Below are 15,905 nucleotides of genomic sequence, written 5' to 3'. Positions count from 1 at the left end.
TTCCTATGAATATTTTTCCCAGTCTGCTACTGGCAAGTGGTGGCTTGAGTTTTGTGCTAGTCGCCTCGATTAGACAGTATCTCAGTCAGTATCTTCTTGATGTGCCAAACCATCGCAGTTCGCATACTCAACCGACACCCCGTGGAGGAGGACTTGGGTTTGTGATTGCATTTGCTCTCGTGAGCGCTATGCTAGCGTGGCTGGATTGGCAAACCTTCACTGCTAGCAATGCGTTATTCATTTGGGCGGCTTTAATTCCGTTAATTATTGTTGGCTTTTTCGATGATCGCGGTGATGTTCCCGCTCGAATTCGCTATCTTGTACAACTTAGCTCTGCTGGAATTGCGATCGCAGCGTTTAGTCCTTTTCCTCAACCTTGGCTAGCTCCACTGGGCATGGTTGGAGCGATGCTTGCGATTGCATTAACCATGATTGGGATGACTGCGCTGATCAATTTCTATAACTTTATGGATGGGTTAGATGGATTAGTTGCAGGCGTGTCTTTTGTGCAATTCACGTACTTAGCGATCGAATATAACCAGCCAATGCTCGCGCTGCTGGCGATTTCATTGCTCGGCTTTCTCTGGTGGAATTGGTCACCTGCCAAAATTTTCATGGGGGATGTCGGCAGTACTGTTTTGGGCGCGATGATTGCAATCTCGCTGCTAAATCAGTCTGGTGGTGCGGTGCAGGCTTGGTCATCTTTAGCGATTACATTACCACTGATTGCAGATGCGATTTACACGCTGATTCGGCGTGTGATTCGGAAAGAGAATATCTTTCAGCCGCATCGCACTCACCTTTATCAGAGACTACAGCAATCGGGCTGGAACCACGCTCAAGTTGCTAGCACTTATATTCTGGTCACGCTTGCGATCGCGCTGAATTTACATTTTCTACAGGAATTTGGAGCATGGCTCAGTTTGAGCGAAGTTGTCTGTGCGATCGCGCTTGGAGAAAGATATCTGAGCCATCAGCAAGGCATCAAAATGCGAACGGTAATCTATTCGTCTGTTCGGAACTTAATTATGGGAACCCGAGCTGGATGACGAAAAAATAGTCAGATTGGACAGTGTTTAACGAGATGGAGAGAGATACAGTCAGTAATTTTGCTGAAATCTTCTATGATCTCTCTCAATCTCTTTCACAAAAGCTTAAAGAAATTACGAAAAGATACTGAAATTGGTCAAGTTCTTGTGTAGGATGTACTGTATAGCGATTAAGTTTGGCGAAAGTAAATTTGCAAACCTTGATCGATAGGCTTCAAAGGGGTTGATCTACAAGGGCAAGTTCGACAGATTTGCTCTCATCGCTTCGGCAGAGAAAGCGGATTGCTAGCCAGTGCAGTTTACCTTGGGATAGTCAATGAACAGTGTTTTAGTGATCGAAGACGATCAAGAAATCTTAGAAAATATTGAAGAGATTCTAGAGCTTCAAAGTTTCCAAGCACTGACGACGAGTAGTAGTGTTGCCGGGTTGCAATTGGCGAAAGAAGCACTGCCGAGCCTTGTGATCTGTGATGTCGTCATGCCTGAAATGGATGGCTATACGGTGTTGAGCGAATTACGTCAGCAGGCTGAAACGGCAACGATTCCGTTTATTTTTCTGACCGGGCGTTCTGAGCGCACAGATGTGCGAATGGGAATGGAATTGGGCGCAGATGATTATCTGACCAAGCCTTTTACTCAAGAAGAACTGATCGGCGCGGTGCAGAGTTGCTTAAATAAGTACGATCGCTTAACTCGTCAGTCTGAGGCACAAGCACAAGCTGCCCAATCCATTGAGAAGCAACTCCAAACCAGTCAAGAGCTAGCTGAGATGAATAGTATGCTGTTGCAGAAGCTATCCCAAGGCTTACGGCATCCTGTCTCGAATATTACGATCGCGACTTATATGTTGAAACAACATATCTCCGATCAAGATCTCGATCGCTACATTGCAATCTTAGAAGAAGAATGTGCTCGCAGTACATCGCTGTTGAATGAAGTTTCAGGATTGCAAGAGTATTTGAATCCATCAAAAATTAATTTGCTGCGCGGTAAGTTAAAGCTTCGGATTCCACTGTAGGACTTAGACAAATAAATTTGAGCAATTCTGAGCCTCAATGTGAAACTCCAAATTTTGCAAAATGTCGGAGTTCCTGCTGCGCTCGATATAGCACTCCTGTTTGATTGACAAGATCTTGCAAGTTGGGAAATGGAGAAAGTTGCTACCCACTTCCCTATTTCCCCAACTTTCAACCGATTGAGCACTACGATCTCTATAGTGTGCTATCTTCCGCCATTGCCTTTAAGTGGAAGCTTTCCGTTCTAGCTGCGGGTTTGCCAGCAATCCAATCGATGAAGAACTCTGAAAGCCGATCGTTTTCATACAACTCGTGCATGAGCGAAATTGGAGCGCTGTAAAGCTGATCGCTCTTAAAGATCGCTTCCCAATCTAAGTTAATTTGGCGAACGACACCGACTTTTTGCATCACTTTGAGGAACTCATAGGCAATGAGTCCTTGCCCGATCGCGGAAGGATGAACACCATCTAAGCTAAACAATCCACCTTGCTTTAAGTGTCCTTGCTGATCAGCATGATAATACTTCGTATTCACAGGTGGATACTTAAAGTTGAAATAGTCTGGAAATTGATATTTGACCTGCCCCGCATTTCGCTTAAATGCAATGTCCTGAAGTGCTTTTGAAAGATCAACAATGTGATAGCGCGGTTGAGAATAGTTTTGATTCTTTTGCGCGACCAGCTTCTTAATGGTTTGATTGTATTGCCGAATGCAGTTATCGATATACACTGCATCATTCAAAGTTAAGAATACTTGTTTTCCTTTGCGAACTGCCTCTTCTTCTCGGAAGAAGTAACTGTAGTACTTATAGTAAATATAGCTTTCTTGACTATCACTGAAATCTGTCTCAACCTCAATTTTCATCGTCTCTCCAAATCCTTTCGCAAGTGGTGCGATCGTCACGAGCGGAACGGTTCCCACAAAGACGTTAAAATTTTGATTGCGACTGTTCTGCATGATCTGATCAACGCGATCGAGAAGCTCAGCATACTCTACTGCAAAATCATTGGGATGCCAAAGGTTCCAAGCTTCGCGCTGTTCGCGGGAGAGCGATAAGAGCGATCGCGAACCTGTCCCTGGTGTTTGGTTAATGCTCAATCCCAATACTGTTCCCAACGCATTGTTCGCACCAAGCCACAAGAGTAAATTTTCAACTCCTTCTTGAGTCGCATGATGTCTTAGCCATTCTAACTGAGTGTACTGGTCGAACTGAGGTTTCAGTGAAGGATTGAGGACTTTAAGCGCAGTCCGATAAAACGTTGCACTGGGAAATCCAAACGTATTGTCTTTTTTCTCATTCGGATTGCTGTCGATCTCTGTTTTGCAGGTTTCAGCATTGACTAACCAAGCATCTGCAACATCAAATCCCTGAATTGCAACATTGTGATAAAACTCTACTCCGCTCGGATCAGGTTGGTTTTCAGCCCCCTGACCGCGCTCATAGTAGTCTTCTACACTATCAATAATTTTTCCGAGTGGTTGTAAAACCGAGAGCCACTCAAACGCAGAAATATCTGTCCCGTATGTCTCCTGCAGTTGACGCAGAACATTCTCTAAATTCAACGGTAATCCGCCTGCTCCCCACAGCTTCGGATACCGATAATCAGTCAGTTTCATTGCTCGCGCAATCAGCGTTGAATAAGCAAGATCCGTTCGAGCAGCGGCTCCTGACATAAATCCTTGAGAAACACTATCGCCGATCGTGAATAGTTTCATAACCTACTCCTATCCGTGATTACCTCAATATCTATTCAAGCGAGTTTTCACCAGAAGATCGGGCGTTATTTACAAGAGTTTTTGGACAAGACTTTTGAGTGTGATCCCAAAATTGGATTGGGAATACTGGGAGCGACGTGGTTGCGTCAAGCCCTTTCTGCACCCGAATTATGTCTAGTCTCTCTAAACTCCCAGTTTCTGTTCTAATTCCCGCTCGTAATGAAGAAGCAAATTTGCCCGCTTGTCTAGAAAGTGTTGCGCGAGCGGATCAGGTGTTTGTCGTCGATTCGCAAAGTAGCGATCGCTCTGTGGAAATTGCAGAGAGCTATGGGGCGAATGTGGTGCAGTTTCACTTCAATGGACGCTGGCCGAAGAAGAAAAATTGGTCCCTGGAAAATCTTCCATTTCGCAATGAGTGGGTGTTGATTGTAGACTGCGACGAGCGGATCACACCAGAACTGTGGGATGAGATCGAGACTGCAATTCAAAATCCAGAGTACGAAGGGTACTATCTGAATCGCCGTGTGTTCTTCTTAGGACAATGGATTCGCTACGGTGGCAAGTATCCCGACTGGAATTTGCGCTTGTTTAAACATGCGAAAGGTCGCTACGAAAACCTCAGCACTGAAGCAATTCGCAACACGGGTGACAACGAAGTCCATGAGCATGTTGTCATGTCTGAGAAAGTGGGCTATCTGCAAAATGATATGCTCCACATTGACTTCAAAGATCTTTATCACTGGCTAGACCGACACAATCGCTATTCTAATTGGGAAGCGAAGGTTTACCTGAATTTGCTCAATGGCAAAGACGATCAAGGAACGATCGGTGCAAATTTCTTTGGCGATTCGGTACAGCGCAAGCGATTTTTGAAGCGGATCTGGGTAAGATTGCCCTTCAAACCGACGCTAAGGTTCTTACTTGCTTATGTGTTCCGGCTTGGATTTCTAGATGGGAGAGCAGGCTATATCTATGCACGGTTGCTCAGCCAGTACGAGTTTCAAATTGGGGTGAAGCTGTATGAGCTACAGCAGTTTGGGGGAACGTTAAACACCCCGAAACCGAATCCAACTCCGATCGTACAGCCAGAATCATGACAAGTTTGAAAGGGTCTGCGATCGACATAGATGCGCCTCCGCTCGTCGATTTACATTGTTATGATCAATCCTGGTACGATCGCGGTCGTCCAGGCTGGTATGTCTTACTATGGTGGTTGGTTCAATCGATTGTATTTCCCATCACTCCTCAACCTTTGAATCAAGTTCGCTGTGCCGTGTTGCGACTATTTGGGGCAAAAGTTGGCAAAGGGGTGCTCGTTCGTCCGACGGCACGGTTTACTTATCCCTGGAAAGTTGAGATCGGGGACTATAGCTGGATTGGCGATAATGTCGTGTTTTATAGTCTCGATCGTATTTCGGTTGGTTCTCATTGTGTGATTTCACAAAAGAGCTATCTGTGTACGGGAAGCCATGATTTGAGCGATCGCGCGTTTGGACTCGTCACAAAAACGATTGAGATTGGGCATGGAGTCTGGATTGCGACAGATTGCTTTATTGCGCCGGGAGTGCAGATTGGTTCCAATGCAGTGATTGGGGCGCGGAGCACCGTACTCAAGTCGATGCCAGCGCAATCAGTTTGTTGGGGGTCTCCTTGTCGATCTCACTATTTGCGAGAGATGCGAGTGCATTAGAGGAATCGCGAAGTATCCTATCGTTCTAGAGCATATTGATTCTGAGAATTGTGCAGAGAATTCCAGTTTCTCTCTCGTTCGTTAGAGGAGCAGAATCAATTGCGTCTCTAGGATGATCTGATGTTGCGTGAAAAGATTGCTCCTTTCCCGAAGTTTTCTGGACTCACTGCTTCAGTTGCTCCAAGAGTAATCTTTACGCAACAGGATTGCTTCAACCTCATGCAAGGACAATTTCATGGAACGAATTGCCTATTTAGGGCTAGGAACGATGGGTAGTGGTATGGCAGCTAATCTACTCAAAGCAGGATATTCTCTGACTGTTTGGAATCGCAGCCCAGAAGCCGGAAAGGCACTTGTCGAAAAGGGTGCAACTCAAGCAGAAACTCCTGCTCAAGCCGTCCAAGATGCGGATGTAATTTTCTATTGCCTTGCAAATGATCAGGTCGTTGAAGAAGTCGTCTTTGGACAGAATGGGATTTTATCGAATGTACGATCGGGACAAGTCGCGATCGACCAAAGTACCGTGCATCCCAGTACATCTCAGCGTCAAGCCGCAGCTTATGCAGAAAAACAAGTTGAGTTTCTAGATGCTCCAGTGTTTGGGAGTAAAAATGAATCGGCGGCAGGTGGATTGTGGATTGTAGTTGGCGGAAAACGAGCAGTCTTCGATCGTGTGCAGCCGATGCTCAATGCAATGAGCGAATCTGTTCACTACATGGGCGACACAGGCAAAGGCGCATCAATGAAGCTTGTAGGTAATTCGATCGTAGCAACTCAAATCGAAGCCCTTGGCGAAGCACTGGTGCTAGCAACGAAAGCAGGACTAAATCCGAAAGATGTCTTAGATGTGCTACATCGGGTTGATTTTCGTTCTCCGCTGTTTGATGGAATGGGTCAGACCCTCATCGATCGCGATTTCACACCGAGCTTTGCACTCAAACATTTACTCAAAGATGCCAACTTGATTGCTCGATTTGCTCAAGATCTAAACGCTCCAACTCCTGCGGCAGTCGCCGTACGAGAAACCATCAAAGCCGCTGTAAATCAAGGATGGGGCGAAGAAAATGCGTCTGCATTTATCAAAATGCTGGAACTCGAAGCAGATGTAACGATTGCACCTTAAATTGCAGATTTCCATCACTTTTTAACCAATCATTTTTTGGCTAATCACGTTTTAATCAGGAGAAGCTACCATGACTGCTACCGCTCCAAAACGCCCCCCTCAATCGACTGCACCTACTCCCTACACAGGTCTCGATCGCTTATTTATCGGTGGACGCTGGGTACAAGGTCGCTCTGAACACAAAGTTACTTTGATCGATCCTTATCGCAAAACCTCGATCGCTGAATTTCAAGCTGCGAGTGAACAAGACATTCAGGAAGCTTATCAAGCGGCGAAGAAAGCTCAAGTTGAGTGGGCACAGGCATTACCGAGTGAGCGATCACGAGTCATGCAGCGAGCTACCGAAATCATGAAAGCGCGTCAAGAAGAAATTGTCTCTTGGCTGATTCGAGAAGCAGGCAGCCCGCGCAATAAAGCGATGCTCGAATGGCAAGCGGCTTATGCGCTCATGCAGCAAGCGGTTGGAATTCCGTATCAAGCAGAAGGTCATGTGCTACCTGCTGACCTGCCTGGAAAAGAAAGTCGCGTGTATCGTCAACCTGTGGGCGTTGTTGGGGTTGTCAGTCCTTGGGATTTTGCGCTACACCTTGCGAATCGATCGATTGCTCCCGCGCTAGCACTCGGTAATGCAGTTGTGCAAAAGACACCTTCGACCACTCCGATTTCTGGTGGTTTAATCCTTGCCAAAATCTATGAAGAAGCAGGTCTTCCGCCGGGTGTGTTTAGTGTGATTGCTGGAAAAGCTAGTGAGATCGGTGATGTTTTTGTGACGCATCCGATTCCACGAGTGATTACCTTTACAGGTTCAACTAAAGCAGGGCGGCATATTGGACAACTCGCGATGAGTAGCCCAATTATGAAACGAGTGTCACTTGAACTCGGTGGAAGTAGTCCATTTGTTGTCTTAGATGATGCAGACCTAGAGCTTGCTGTGAATGCTGCGGTGTTTGGTAAGTTCTTGAATTCCGGTCAGATTTGTATGAGCATCAATCGCTTTGTGGTTGATCAGCGGGTGCATGATGAATTTGTCGATCGCTTTGTCGATCGAGTTCGCGCTCTTAAAGTCGGTGACCCGAATGATCCGGATACTGTGATTGGTCCAATTATTGATCAAGCTCAGCTAGATTCACTGCTAGAGCATATCGAATCGGCTCATCAAGAGGGTGCTCGTCAATTGTTAGGCGGTGAACCAGAAGGATTAGTCCTACCGCCGCATGTCTTTGTTGATGTAAACAATGAAATGCGAGTGGCACGCGAGGAAATGTTTGGACCGATCGCTTCAATTCTGAAAGTACGCGACGAAACAGAAGCGCTACAGATCGCAAATGCGACTGAATATGGACTATCGAGTGCAGTATTTACTCGTGATGAAGGTCGAGGATTGCGGTTTGCACTGCAAGTCGAAGCAGGCATGACACACATCAATGATCAGACTGTGAATGATTTACCGAATGCACCGTTTGGCGGTGAGAAAAATAGCGGAATTGGTCGATTTGGAGGCAGTTGGGTGGTTGAAGAATTTACCACTGACCATTGGATCACGGTGCAACATACACCGCGTGTTTATCCTTTCTAGCTAAAGATCGTAGAGGATGTTTTAAAAGTAATTGTTGAGACGCATTTGCCTGCCCCGGAATATTCGGGGCGGAGGCAGGTCACACGTCGGAACCTTTGACGCAAGCTAATTTACCAATCTCTTAAAGCACCCTCTAAGTACGATCAACTAAGATTTTGCCAGTATAGCCTGCGTTATGATAGCGATCGAGAACTGCTTGGATCGCATTTTTAAGCTCAGCATTAGAATCAATTAGAGCTACACAAGCCCCTCCAAATCCTGCACCTGTCAGTCTTGCTCCTAATACGCCTGGGGTCTCCTGCAGGATTGCGACAAGTAAATCTAAGCCTTCCACCGACACATCATAGTCATCTCGTAAGCTTGCATGAGACGCATTCATCAATTGCCCAAAACGTTGAGCAGATACCCCAAGGCGTGCTTCTAAAACCCGATTGTTTTCTGTAATGACATGACGCGCACGTTCTTGGAGCGGACTCGGTAAAGCAGCGATCGCGCTAACATCCTGAACATCTCTCAGCGCTGGAACACCGAGCAATCTTGCTGCTTCCTCACATTCTGACCGACGCTGATTGTATCCACTCCCTGCTAACGTGCGCGGAATCCCACTATCTATCACCAAAAATGTAGATCCTTCTGGAAATGGCAGTAATTCTCGATCGAGTGTTCGCGTGTCAAGAAATAAAAGATGCTCAGAATCAGCTAGGCTTGATGCCATCTGATCCATAATGCCGCACTGTACGCCAGCAAAAGTTCGTTCTGCATACTGCCCAAGCTGTGCAATCTGAACATCATCAATTTTGAGATTGAGAAGCGATCGTAACGCACGTAGCATCGCCACTTCTAACGCAGCACTACTCGATAAACCAGAACCAATCGGAACAGAAGACGTGACAAAGATATTCAGCGGTGGAATAACTATACCTTGTTCTTCGATCGCACGAATACAGCCGATCACATAGCGACTAAATCCTTGAGGAATCGGATCACGCGAAGAGAAATTGACTTGCTCTTCTAAATCGTGAGAGTAAATGTGAAATTGATCATCGGAGCTAGTTCCAAGGCAAACCGTAGTATGTTGGGGAATTGCTGTGGGCAGAACAAAGCCGTCATTGTAATCAGTATGTTCGCCGAGTAAATTCACTCGTCCGGGTGCGATCGCTTGCACATCGGGAGCAGCGTTAAAAATTTGCTCAAATGTAAATGTAGTGGCTGTACTCATATCAGTCAAACTAGATTCGTTCTAGAGGCAGAGGACGTTGTTGCTGATGCACTTCGATGCTATTCCAGTTTGGATCAAGGGTGAGATTTTCGAGATGATCATCTTCATGGAGCAAGAAGGTATCTTCGATTTTTGCTCCTGATAGACTGGGATTCCAAGCCATCGCTGTATTTGCAGCTAAGCGATCGCTTGTAGTCGGAGTTGCAATCACTTCACGGGATAAATACCCAGTTGTTCCACCCTGATGATGTTCACGAATCGCATTTGGATAACCATGCTGTTCGTATGCTTGTTGTAAAGTGAGATAAATCTGATCTAGGGGCGTTTCCACTCGACATTGATTGAGCGCCGCAGCTTCAATTTCTCGAACTTGATGGTGTAAGCTTGCTTCTGTCTCTGAGAGACGATCGAAGTAAACAAAGCGGGTGAGATTGGCATATAGACCGAATCCACGCGCACAAAAGACTAGCATCGCAGCTCGTCCAATTTTTTCTTGTTTAGGAAGCGTATGGCGATATTTTTGCAGACGTTGTTCTCCAGCAGCTAGAGTCAAAGCAGGATGAAGTCCTCTTGTCCAAAGAGCAGCAGCTCCCGCTCCCGCAAGTTGCACTTCTGTCCAATCGGGGCGAGCCTGGGTCAGCACTTCGGTCATGGCTGCGCTAGCGAGTTTTCCAATTTGGCGATAGCGATCGACTTCACTAGGCAACAGCGATCGTTTACGATTTACCAACGTATTCGGCAGAGATGTTTCTGCTAGGATAGGGCGATCGTTGAGAGTCATCAAGGGTAAATCACTGATGATTCGTCCGCCTTGAGTTGTCTCTCGCACAAAAGCTTCTCGAATATCGATCTCTGTCCAAGGGTTGACGGCGAACTGATAAGCAGATCCAGCAGGGATTTCTTCGTCTTGAAGCCGCTGAGCTTCGATTTCATCTGTCAAAATCCAAGCTCCGTCCAAAGTCACAAGTACTTCAGCAACACCTGTTTCAGCAGCTAGCAAAACCATATTCGAGCCGCCTGCTGTTGCCCAGGAAAACCAATCAATTCCGCGCAAGCGTAGACCAGTTGCATGAGTTTCATACAGCGCTTTACGCATCCAGCTTAGTTTTTGTTCGATCTCCGCATTGCGTTGCTGGCTGAGCGTTGAGGAATGGTTTCTGAGTTGGGTCTGCATTGTTATTCTCCCGGTTTTGAGGGTGTTCTCCTGATTTTGAGATACGGATCGCTGTCATTAGCTCTGTTCAAATATCCTCTTAAATCTTTACTCTCTCTTCTAGATGGACTGTCACAGCTTGTAGTTCTTTGACTTTATCTTCGGGAAGGGCATCATTCGCAAACATACCTGCTGCTAGTTCTGTGCCTGCTAGATATTTGAGTCGATCTGAGGTGCGGTAAGGCGGATAGAACTCTGCATGTAAGTGCCATTCAGGATGTGCTTGTCCATCTATCGGCGCTTGATACCACGCCATAAGGTAGGGAAACGATCGCTGCCACAAACCATCAAATTTTAACGTGACCGTTTTGAGCGCTCTTGCTAGCCCTTCACGCTGCTCAGGCGTTAAATCCATCAAGGTTGCAACTGGCTCAATCGGAGCGACCCAAACTTCGTAAGGATAGCGGGCACAGACGGGAACAAACGCGATCGCAACTTCATCCCGATACAAAATTCGTTGATCATCCGCAATTTCTTGCTGAATGAGATCTTGTAATAGTCCGCGCTGGTGGCTTTGATAGTAAGCTTGCTGCTGCTGTCCCATGCGAGCTGGAACAGGCGGCACAAAAGGATAAGCATAGATTTGCCCATGCGGGTGATGAAGTGTAACACCAACTTCGACTCCTTTATTCTCAAACGGGAGAACATACTGAATCTGAGGAACTTCGCTCAACACACGAGTGCGATCACCCCAAACTTGGATGAGCAACTCTAAGTGATCTAATTCCAGCGATGCTAGGGAAGCTTGCGGATCTTGAGTGAAGACAACAACTTCGCAAGCACCATTCGCAGGGAGCGTTTCAACAATTTCATGCGGCGCAGTTGTTGCTGTGACTAGCATCGAAGGAAACCGATTTTCAAACACTGCGACATCATAGTTTCCTTGGGGTAACTCGGTTGGAAATTCAGGATCACGGGTTGGAGCTAGGGGATTGTATTCTGGAGGCGGCATAAAGGTTCGCCCTTGACGGTGGCTTGCATAACAGACCCACTCGCCGCGCAAGGGATGCCATCGCAGATGAGGATTTGCCTGAATCGGCTCAGGGCTTGGGCTAGGAGCAATGATGTTTTCAGCGATCGCATTTCGACTATAAAGGGTCAGTTTGCGACCATCCGGTTTGAGCAAAGTTTGAGAATACATACTCTATTGGCGCGCGAGGGTTTCGATAGACGGGGAAGACATCTCTTCTGATGCTGAAGTTATCTGATCAGGCTGTTGAGCATGTCGCTTTTGATGCCATTGCCACGCATGATTCAGAATACTCCGTAAATCAGCATATTGAGGCTGCCATTTTAGAATTTGGCGTGCTTTCTCACTGCTCCCAACTAGAATCGGCGGATCGCCTGGACGACGATCGCGTTCTATCACCTGAATCGGTCTTCCTGTTACCTGCCGCGCCGTCTCAATCACTTCCCGTACCGAGAAACCATTGCCATTGCCTAAATTGAATACATTACTATTTCCGCCATCGAGCAAGTATTTTAAGCCTAATACATGCGCTTGAGCTAAATCGCTGACATGAATATAGTCTCGAATGCAAGTTCCGTCAGGAGTGGGATAATCAGTACCCAGAATTGAAATCGATTTTTGCTGCCCTAGTGCAGCGAGCAAGACTAGTGGAATCAGATGCGTTTCAGGATCGTGATCTTCTCCCAATCGTCCATCGGGATCGGCTCCAGAAGCATTGAAATACCGAAAAGCGACTGACTTCAAGCCATAGGCAACATCAAAATCATGCAGGATGCGCTCTACCATCCACTTGGTCATCGCATAGGGACTAATCGGAGCTTGGGGATGCTCCTCAGTAATCGGAACAAACTCTGGAATGCCGTAAAGCGCGCAGGTGGATGAAAAAACAAACTGCTTGATTGATGCTGCCACCATTGCTTCAAGCAGCGTTAATGTACCGACAACGTTGTTGCGATAGTACTTAGCAGGATTGCTGACTGACTCACCAACTGCGATATCGGCTGCAAAGTGCATCACAGCTGATATTGCAGTTTCAGAAAACAAGCGATCGAGTAAAGGACGATCGTTTGTGTCTCCCACAATCAGCTTCACGTTCAATGTTTGTTCGACTAATTCTCGATGTCCATTCGATAAATTATCTAAGACAAGAACGTCGTAGCCTGCTTGCTGCAAGGCTAAAACAGCATGGGAACCAATATAACCAGCTCCACCCGTGACTAAAATGGTTGGGGATGACACAAGAGCCTCCTGAGCGATCGCTCAAATCATAGAATGATGAACCGGGCTAAGCAGCTAAGCTTTAAGTTGATGTCAATGCTTTGCCGCCATTTTTCTTAGTAGCAGAAAGATCTTGATCGGGTGCAAGTGCTTTTGGAGAAACTTGCACATCTTCAGGATGCCAGGTCGAACGCTCGGAAAGCTTCGCGTAGGTTGCCAAAGCTTGAGCAACAACTTGATCCATGTTGTAGTACTTATAAGTTGCTAATCGTCCTACAAAATGGACATTCGGTGTCGCATCTGCGATCGCTTTATATTTCTTGTAAATTTCAGCATTTTCGGGACGGGGAACCGGGTAGTAGGGATCGCCTTCTGCCTGCGGTAGCTCGTAAACAATACTGGTTTTAAGATGCTCTTGTCCAGTTAAGTACTTGAACTCAGTCGCCCGAGTATAGGCATGTTCGTTTGGATAATTGATCACCGGAGCGGATTGGAAAAGAGGCTTATCATGTGTTTCATGTTTGAATTCAAGCGATCGATAAGGGAGCTTACCAAAGCGATAGTCAAAGAATTCGTCAACAGGTCCGGTATAAACAATTTCTCGATAGGGAATTACTTTCTGAATTTCCCGATAATCTACATTCAGCATTACCTTGATATTAGGATGTGTCAACATGTTCTCGAACATGCGAGTAAATCCATGCAGCGGCATTGCTTGATAGGTATCGGTGAAATAGCGGTCGTCGCGATTCGTTCGAGTTGGAACTCTGGCAGTCACCGATTTATCTAGTTCGGATGGATCCATACCCCACTGTTTGCGGGTATAGTTACGAAAGAATTTTTCATAGAGTTCTCGCCCAACCTTGCTCACAACCACATCTTCAGAAGTGCGAATATAGTCTTTCTGCTCTGCAACTGATGCAAAAAACTCTTCGACCTGAAATGAAGTAAGCTTTAGCCCATAAAGCTTATTGATTGTATCAAGATTGATAGGAATGGGAAGCAGCAAACCATCAACACTTGCAAGAACACGATGTTCATACGGTCGCCACGCTGTAAAGTTCGAGAGATAGTCAAACACGTCGCGAGAATTGGTATGAAAGATGTGCGGCCCGTAGCGGTGAACTAAAATACCAGCATCATTGTAATGATCGTAAGCATTACCCCCAATATGATTTCTGCGATCGCAAATCAGGACTTTCTTACCTGACTGACTTGCTAATCGCTCAGCAATTACACTTCCTGCAAAGCCAGCACCCACGATCAGATAGTCAAACATTAGAAATTCTCCGAGAATTCAAAATCACAGTCTCAACTTGCTGCATCATTCCTGCCCAAGTCTGATCCCAAGACATTTGAGCCAGAAAAGCATCAACGTGTTCAGGCTGTCCCTGCTGCATCGCAAGCTCAATTTTTTCAATAAAGTCCTCGAGTCGATCGGCAATATGAACGAAGCCTTCTTGACCATAGGGACGAATCACATCACGAATCGAAGTCGAAACGACAGGCTTACCTGCTGCCAGATACTCTGGCGTTTTGGTTGGGCTGATGAACTGAGTTGATTCATTCAAGGCAAAAGGCAATAAGGCAACATCCCAGTTCGCAATATAGTGCGGCAATTCTTGATAAGATTTACTGCCTAAATAGTAAAGATTAGGGCGCTGAGGAAGAGAGTCTAAGTCTATTTTCGCAACGGGGCCAATGAATACCAGTTGCCAATCAGGTCGAGCTTCAGCAATGCCATCGACTAACTCTAAGTTCATGCGCTCATCGATTACACCATAAAACCCTAAGCGAGGATGAACAATACAAGCTTGATCTGGGGGATCAACGGTAATGCTTTTTGCTTGAGCAAAATGTGCGACATCAATGCTGCTAGGAAACGCATGAAGATTAGAATGCTGATGTTGTTTTGCTTCGTACAGGCTTTGTCCTCCTGTAAAAACGACATCGGCTCGCTTGAATAGCTTTGTCTCCCATTCCCTCAGGGTTTTAGAAGCTCCTTTGAATGCCGATAGCTCATCCATGCAGTCATAGACAACACAGCATGCCTCAAGCTGCTCAGTGAATGATAGTGCGATCGGGGTATAGTACCAAAGAATTGGTGCAGCAATACTATACTCTTCAAATAGCTCATCGATCAGGGTTTGCAGCATTGCTGAAACCATCTCTTGGCTCATCCCCTTAGGCAAATGGGGAACAACAACCCAAACACCACACTCACGTCTGCTGGTTTCCAATCGCCAAGATGCACTCGATTTAAAGATCGGTTCTTCAATAAAGAAAGTTCTTCGTTGGGATGCACAGCGACTCAGGAGATGCTGAGGACGTTGATAGACAAAATCCCAACGTAAATGAGATAAACAGACTAGATCCGGTGTATTTAAATTAGCTGCATCCTCCTCAGAAACATCAAAATTAGAAGCCTGAAATTCTTTTGTTTTCAATGCATCTGTTTTCAATGCATCTGTAAGTTGCTTTTGCCTTATCTGGCTTGAACTAATATAGCCATCCAATCCTATGTTAAATGAGGACATAGATTCTTTGAGGTTTAAAAGGTTAAGTAGAGTATGATTACTACTTCAACAAAAGTAGATTGAACGCATTTGAATTGCTTCTGTCTAAAGAGATGAGATTGGTTGATCTAAAAGGGTAAAAAGACTCGAAAACCAATAAATAATTAAGCGCTTAATGTAAACAATAATGGTCATTCTTAATACATAAAAACTTTTTCTAATAGAAGACTAAATCGCTTATTTTCATCTTCTTAACAGATATGAATTCATAGATTTTTTGTCTGATATTTTCTCTCGTTCGTAGTTGTCGAACACTAATATCTCTCATCAAATGTAGAAGGAATGGGCTAATTTCTGAAACTTCTTCTGCCCCAGGGATGAATTAAATTAAGCTAAAATATAAGCATAAGTACTCTTGATCTAAGCAGAATAGGTTCAGAAAATACATCGCCTTTTTTGAATAAAATTTTAAATTCGACTTAGGATATATCATGTCTTTTGAATTGATGTATCAAAAAGATCGTCATTCAAACTGTAAACTTTCATCAAGAGTATTAATTTTGATGTTAGGTTTTAGTCTTGCTATTTAAAAGCATTGA

At 45.4% G+C, this 15,905-nt stretch carries 13 protein-coding genes; 6 read left to right on the top strand and 7 right to left on the bottom strand.

Annotated features, from left to right (window positions below):
- Positions 1 to 5: 5 nt before the first annotated feature.
- Positions 6 to 1,049 (top strand): MraY family glycosyltransferase, encoded by a 1,044-nt coding sequence (locus LEPBO_RS0100705; RefSeq protein WP_017285601.1) that lies wholly within the window; start codon positions 6 to 8, stop codon positions 1,047 to 1,049.
- A gap of 316 nt (positions 1,050 to 1,365) precedes the next feature.
- Positions 1,366 to 2,067, top strand: coding sequence for a response regulator transcription factor (locus LEPBO_RS0100700; protein WP_017285600.1), 702 nt, complete (start codon positions 1,366 to 1,368; stop codon positions 2,065 to 2,067).
- Between the two features lie 193 nt (positions 2,068 to 2,260).
- Here LEPBO_RS0100700 and LEPBO_RS35710 read toward each other — a convergent pair whose 3' ends face one another.
- Positions 2,261 to 3,781 (bottom strand): hypothetical protein, encoded by a 1,521-nt coding sequence (locus LEPBO_RS35710; protein ID WP_017285599.1) that lies wholly within the window; start codon positions 3,779 to 3,781, stop codon positions 2,261 to 2,263.
- A gap of 170 nt (positions 3,782 to 3,951) precedes the next feature.
- Here LEPBO_RS35710 and LEPBO_RS0100690 point away from each other — a divergent pair, with 170 nt between their 5' ends.
- The 4 genes from LEPBO_RS0100690 to LEPBO_RS0100675 all read left to right on the top strand — a co-directional run bounded on the left by LEPBO_RS0100690 (position 3,952) and on the right by LEPBO_RS0100675 (position 8,170).
- Positions 3,952 to 4,878 carry a glycosyltransferase family 2 protein gene (locus LEPBO_RS0100690; RefSeq protein ID WP_017285598.1) on the top strand — a complete coding sequence of 309 codons (927 nt, stop codon included), beginning with the start codon at positions 3,952 to 3,954 and terminating at the stop codon, positions 4,876 to 4,878.
- On the top strand, positions 4,875 to 5,471 hold the full coding sequence (gene hpsU / locus LEPBO_RS0100685) for a hormogonium polysaccharide biosynthesis acetyltransferase HpsU (protein WP_017285597.1): 597 nt from the start codon (positions 4,875 to 4,877) through the stop codon (positions 5,469 to 5,471). Before LEPBO_RS0100690 ends, hpsU begins: the two co-directional genes overlap by 4 nt.
- Positions 5,472 to 5,676: 205 nt before the next feature.
- A complete protein-coding gene (locus tag LEPBO_RS0100680) occupies positions 5,677 to 6,594 on the top strand; it encodes an NAD(P)-dependent oxidoreductase (protein ID WP_263970845.1) in 918 nt (305 codons plus the stop codon).
- 70 nt (positions 6,595 to 6,664) lie between these two features.
- On the top strand, positions 6,665 to 8,170 hold the full coding sequence (locus LEPBO_RS0100675) for an aldehyde dehydrogenase family protein (protein WP_017285595.1): 1,506 nt from the start codon (positions 6,665 to 6,667) through the stop codon (positions 8,168 to 8,170).
- Between the two features lie 133 nt (positions 8,171 to 8,303).
- Here the strand turns inward: LEPBO_RS0100675 and galK are convergent, their stop codons facing one another.
- The 6 genes from galK to LEPBO_RS44995 all read right to left on the bottom strand — a co-directional run bounded on the left by galK (position 8,304) and on the right by LEPBO_RS44995 (position 15,327).
- On the bottom strand, positions 8,304 to 9,389 hold the full coding sequence (gene galK / locus LEPBO_RS0100670) for a galactokinase (RefSeq protein WP_017285594.1): 1,086 nt from the start codon (positions 9,387 to 9,389) through the stop codon (positions 8,304 to 8,306).
- A gap of 10 nt (positions 9,390 to 9,399) precedes the next feature.
- Positions 9,400 to 10,563: a M24 family metallopeptidase gene (locus tag LEPBO_RS0100665; protein WP_017285593.1), complete on the bottom strand. Its 1,164-nt coding sequence runs from the start codon at positions 10,561 to 10,563 to the stop codon at positions 9,400 to 9,402.
- A 79-nt stretch (positions 10,564 to 10,642) separates the two neighbouring features.
- Entirely contained in the window at positions 10,643 to 11,743 is a 1,101-nt protein-coding gene (galT, locus tag LEPBO_RS0100660; RefSeq protein WP_017285592.1) for a galactose-1-phosphate uridylyltransferase, read from the bottom strand.
- A 3-nt stretch (positions 11,744 to 11,746) separates the two neighbouring features.
- Positions 11,747 to 12,811 (bottom strand): UDP-glucose 4-epimerase GalE, encoded by a 1,065-nt coding sequence (gene galE / locus LEPBO_RS0100655; RefSeq protein ID WP_017285591.1) that lies wholly within the window; start codon positions 12,809 to 12,811, stop codon positions 11,747 to 11,749.
- A 61-nt stretch (positions 12,812 to 12,872) separates the two neighbouring features.
- Positions 12,873 to 14,069 (bottom strand): UDP-galactopyranose mutase, encoded by a 1,197-nt coding sequence (gene glf, locus LEPBO_RS45000; RefSeq protein ID WP_017285590.1) that lies wholly within the window; start codon positions 14,067 to 14,069, stop codon positions 12,873 to 12,875.
- Positions 14,062 to 15,327, bottom strand: coding sequence for a glycosyltransferase family 1 protein (locus LEPBO_RS44995; protein ID WP_081614711.1), 1,266 nt, complete (start codon positions 15,325 to 15,327; stop codon positions 14,062 to 14,064). Before LEPBO_RS44995 ends, glf begins: the two co-directional genes overlap by 8 nt.
- Between the last annotated feature and the right edge of the window lie 578 nt (positions 15,328 to 15,905).

Origin of the sequence: Leptolyngbya boryana PCC 6306, assembly GCF_000353285.1 — a bacterium.
Lineage (GTDB): Bacteria > Cyanobacteriota > Cyanobacteriia > Leptolyngbyales > Leptolyngbyaceae > Leptolyngbya > Leptolyngbya boryana.
This window is presented reverse-complemented; position numbering and strand designations above follow the sequence as displayed.

Bases quoted from the DNA above. Each gene is read 5' to 3' on its own strand.
- glf (WP_017285590.1), bottom strand. From the start codon at position 14,069: ATGTTTGACTATCTGATCGTGGGTGCTGGCTTTGCAGGAAGTGTAATT.
- LEPBO_RS0100675 (WP_017285595.1), top strand. From the start codon at position 6,665: ATGACTGCTACCGCTCCAAAACGCCCCCCTCAATCGACTGCACCTACT.
- LEPBO_RS44995 (WP_081614711.1), bottom strand. From the start codon at position 15,327: ATGTCCTCATTTAACATAGGATTGGATGGCTATATTAGTTCAAGCCAG.
- LEPBO_RS0100665 (WP_017285593.1), bottom strand. From the start codon at position 10,563: ATGCAGACCCAACTCAGAAACCATTCCTCAACGCTCAGCCAGCAACGC.
- galT (WP_017285592.1), bottom strand. From the start codon at position 11,743: ATGTATTCTCAAACTTTGCTCAAACCGGATGGTCGCAAACTGACCCTT.
- LEPBO_RS35710 (WP_017285599.1), bottom strand. From the start codon at position 3,781: ATGAAACTATTCACGATCGGCGATAGTGTTTCTCAAGGATTTATGTCA.
- LEPBO_RS0100705 (WP_017285601.1), top strand. From the start codon at position 6: ATGAATATTTTTCCCAGTCTGCTACTGGCAAGTGGTGGCTTGAGTTTT.
- LEPBO_RS0100700 (WP_017285600.1), top strand. From the start codon at position 1,366: ATGAACAGTGTTTTAGTGATCGAAGACGATCAAGAAATCTTAGAAAAT.
- galK (WP_017285594.1), bottom strand. From the start codon at position 9,389: ATGAGTACAGCCACTACATTTACATTTGAGCAAATTTTTAACGCTGCT.
- LEPBO_RS0100690 (WP_017285598.1), top strand. From the start codon at position 3,952: ATGTCTAGTCTCTCTAAACTCCCAGTTTCTGTTCTAATTCCCGCTCGT.
- hpsU (WP_017285597.1), top strand. From the start codon at position 4,875: ATGACAAGTTTGAAAGGGTCTGCGATCGACATAGATGCGCCTCCGCTC.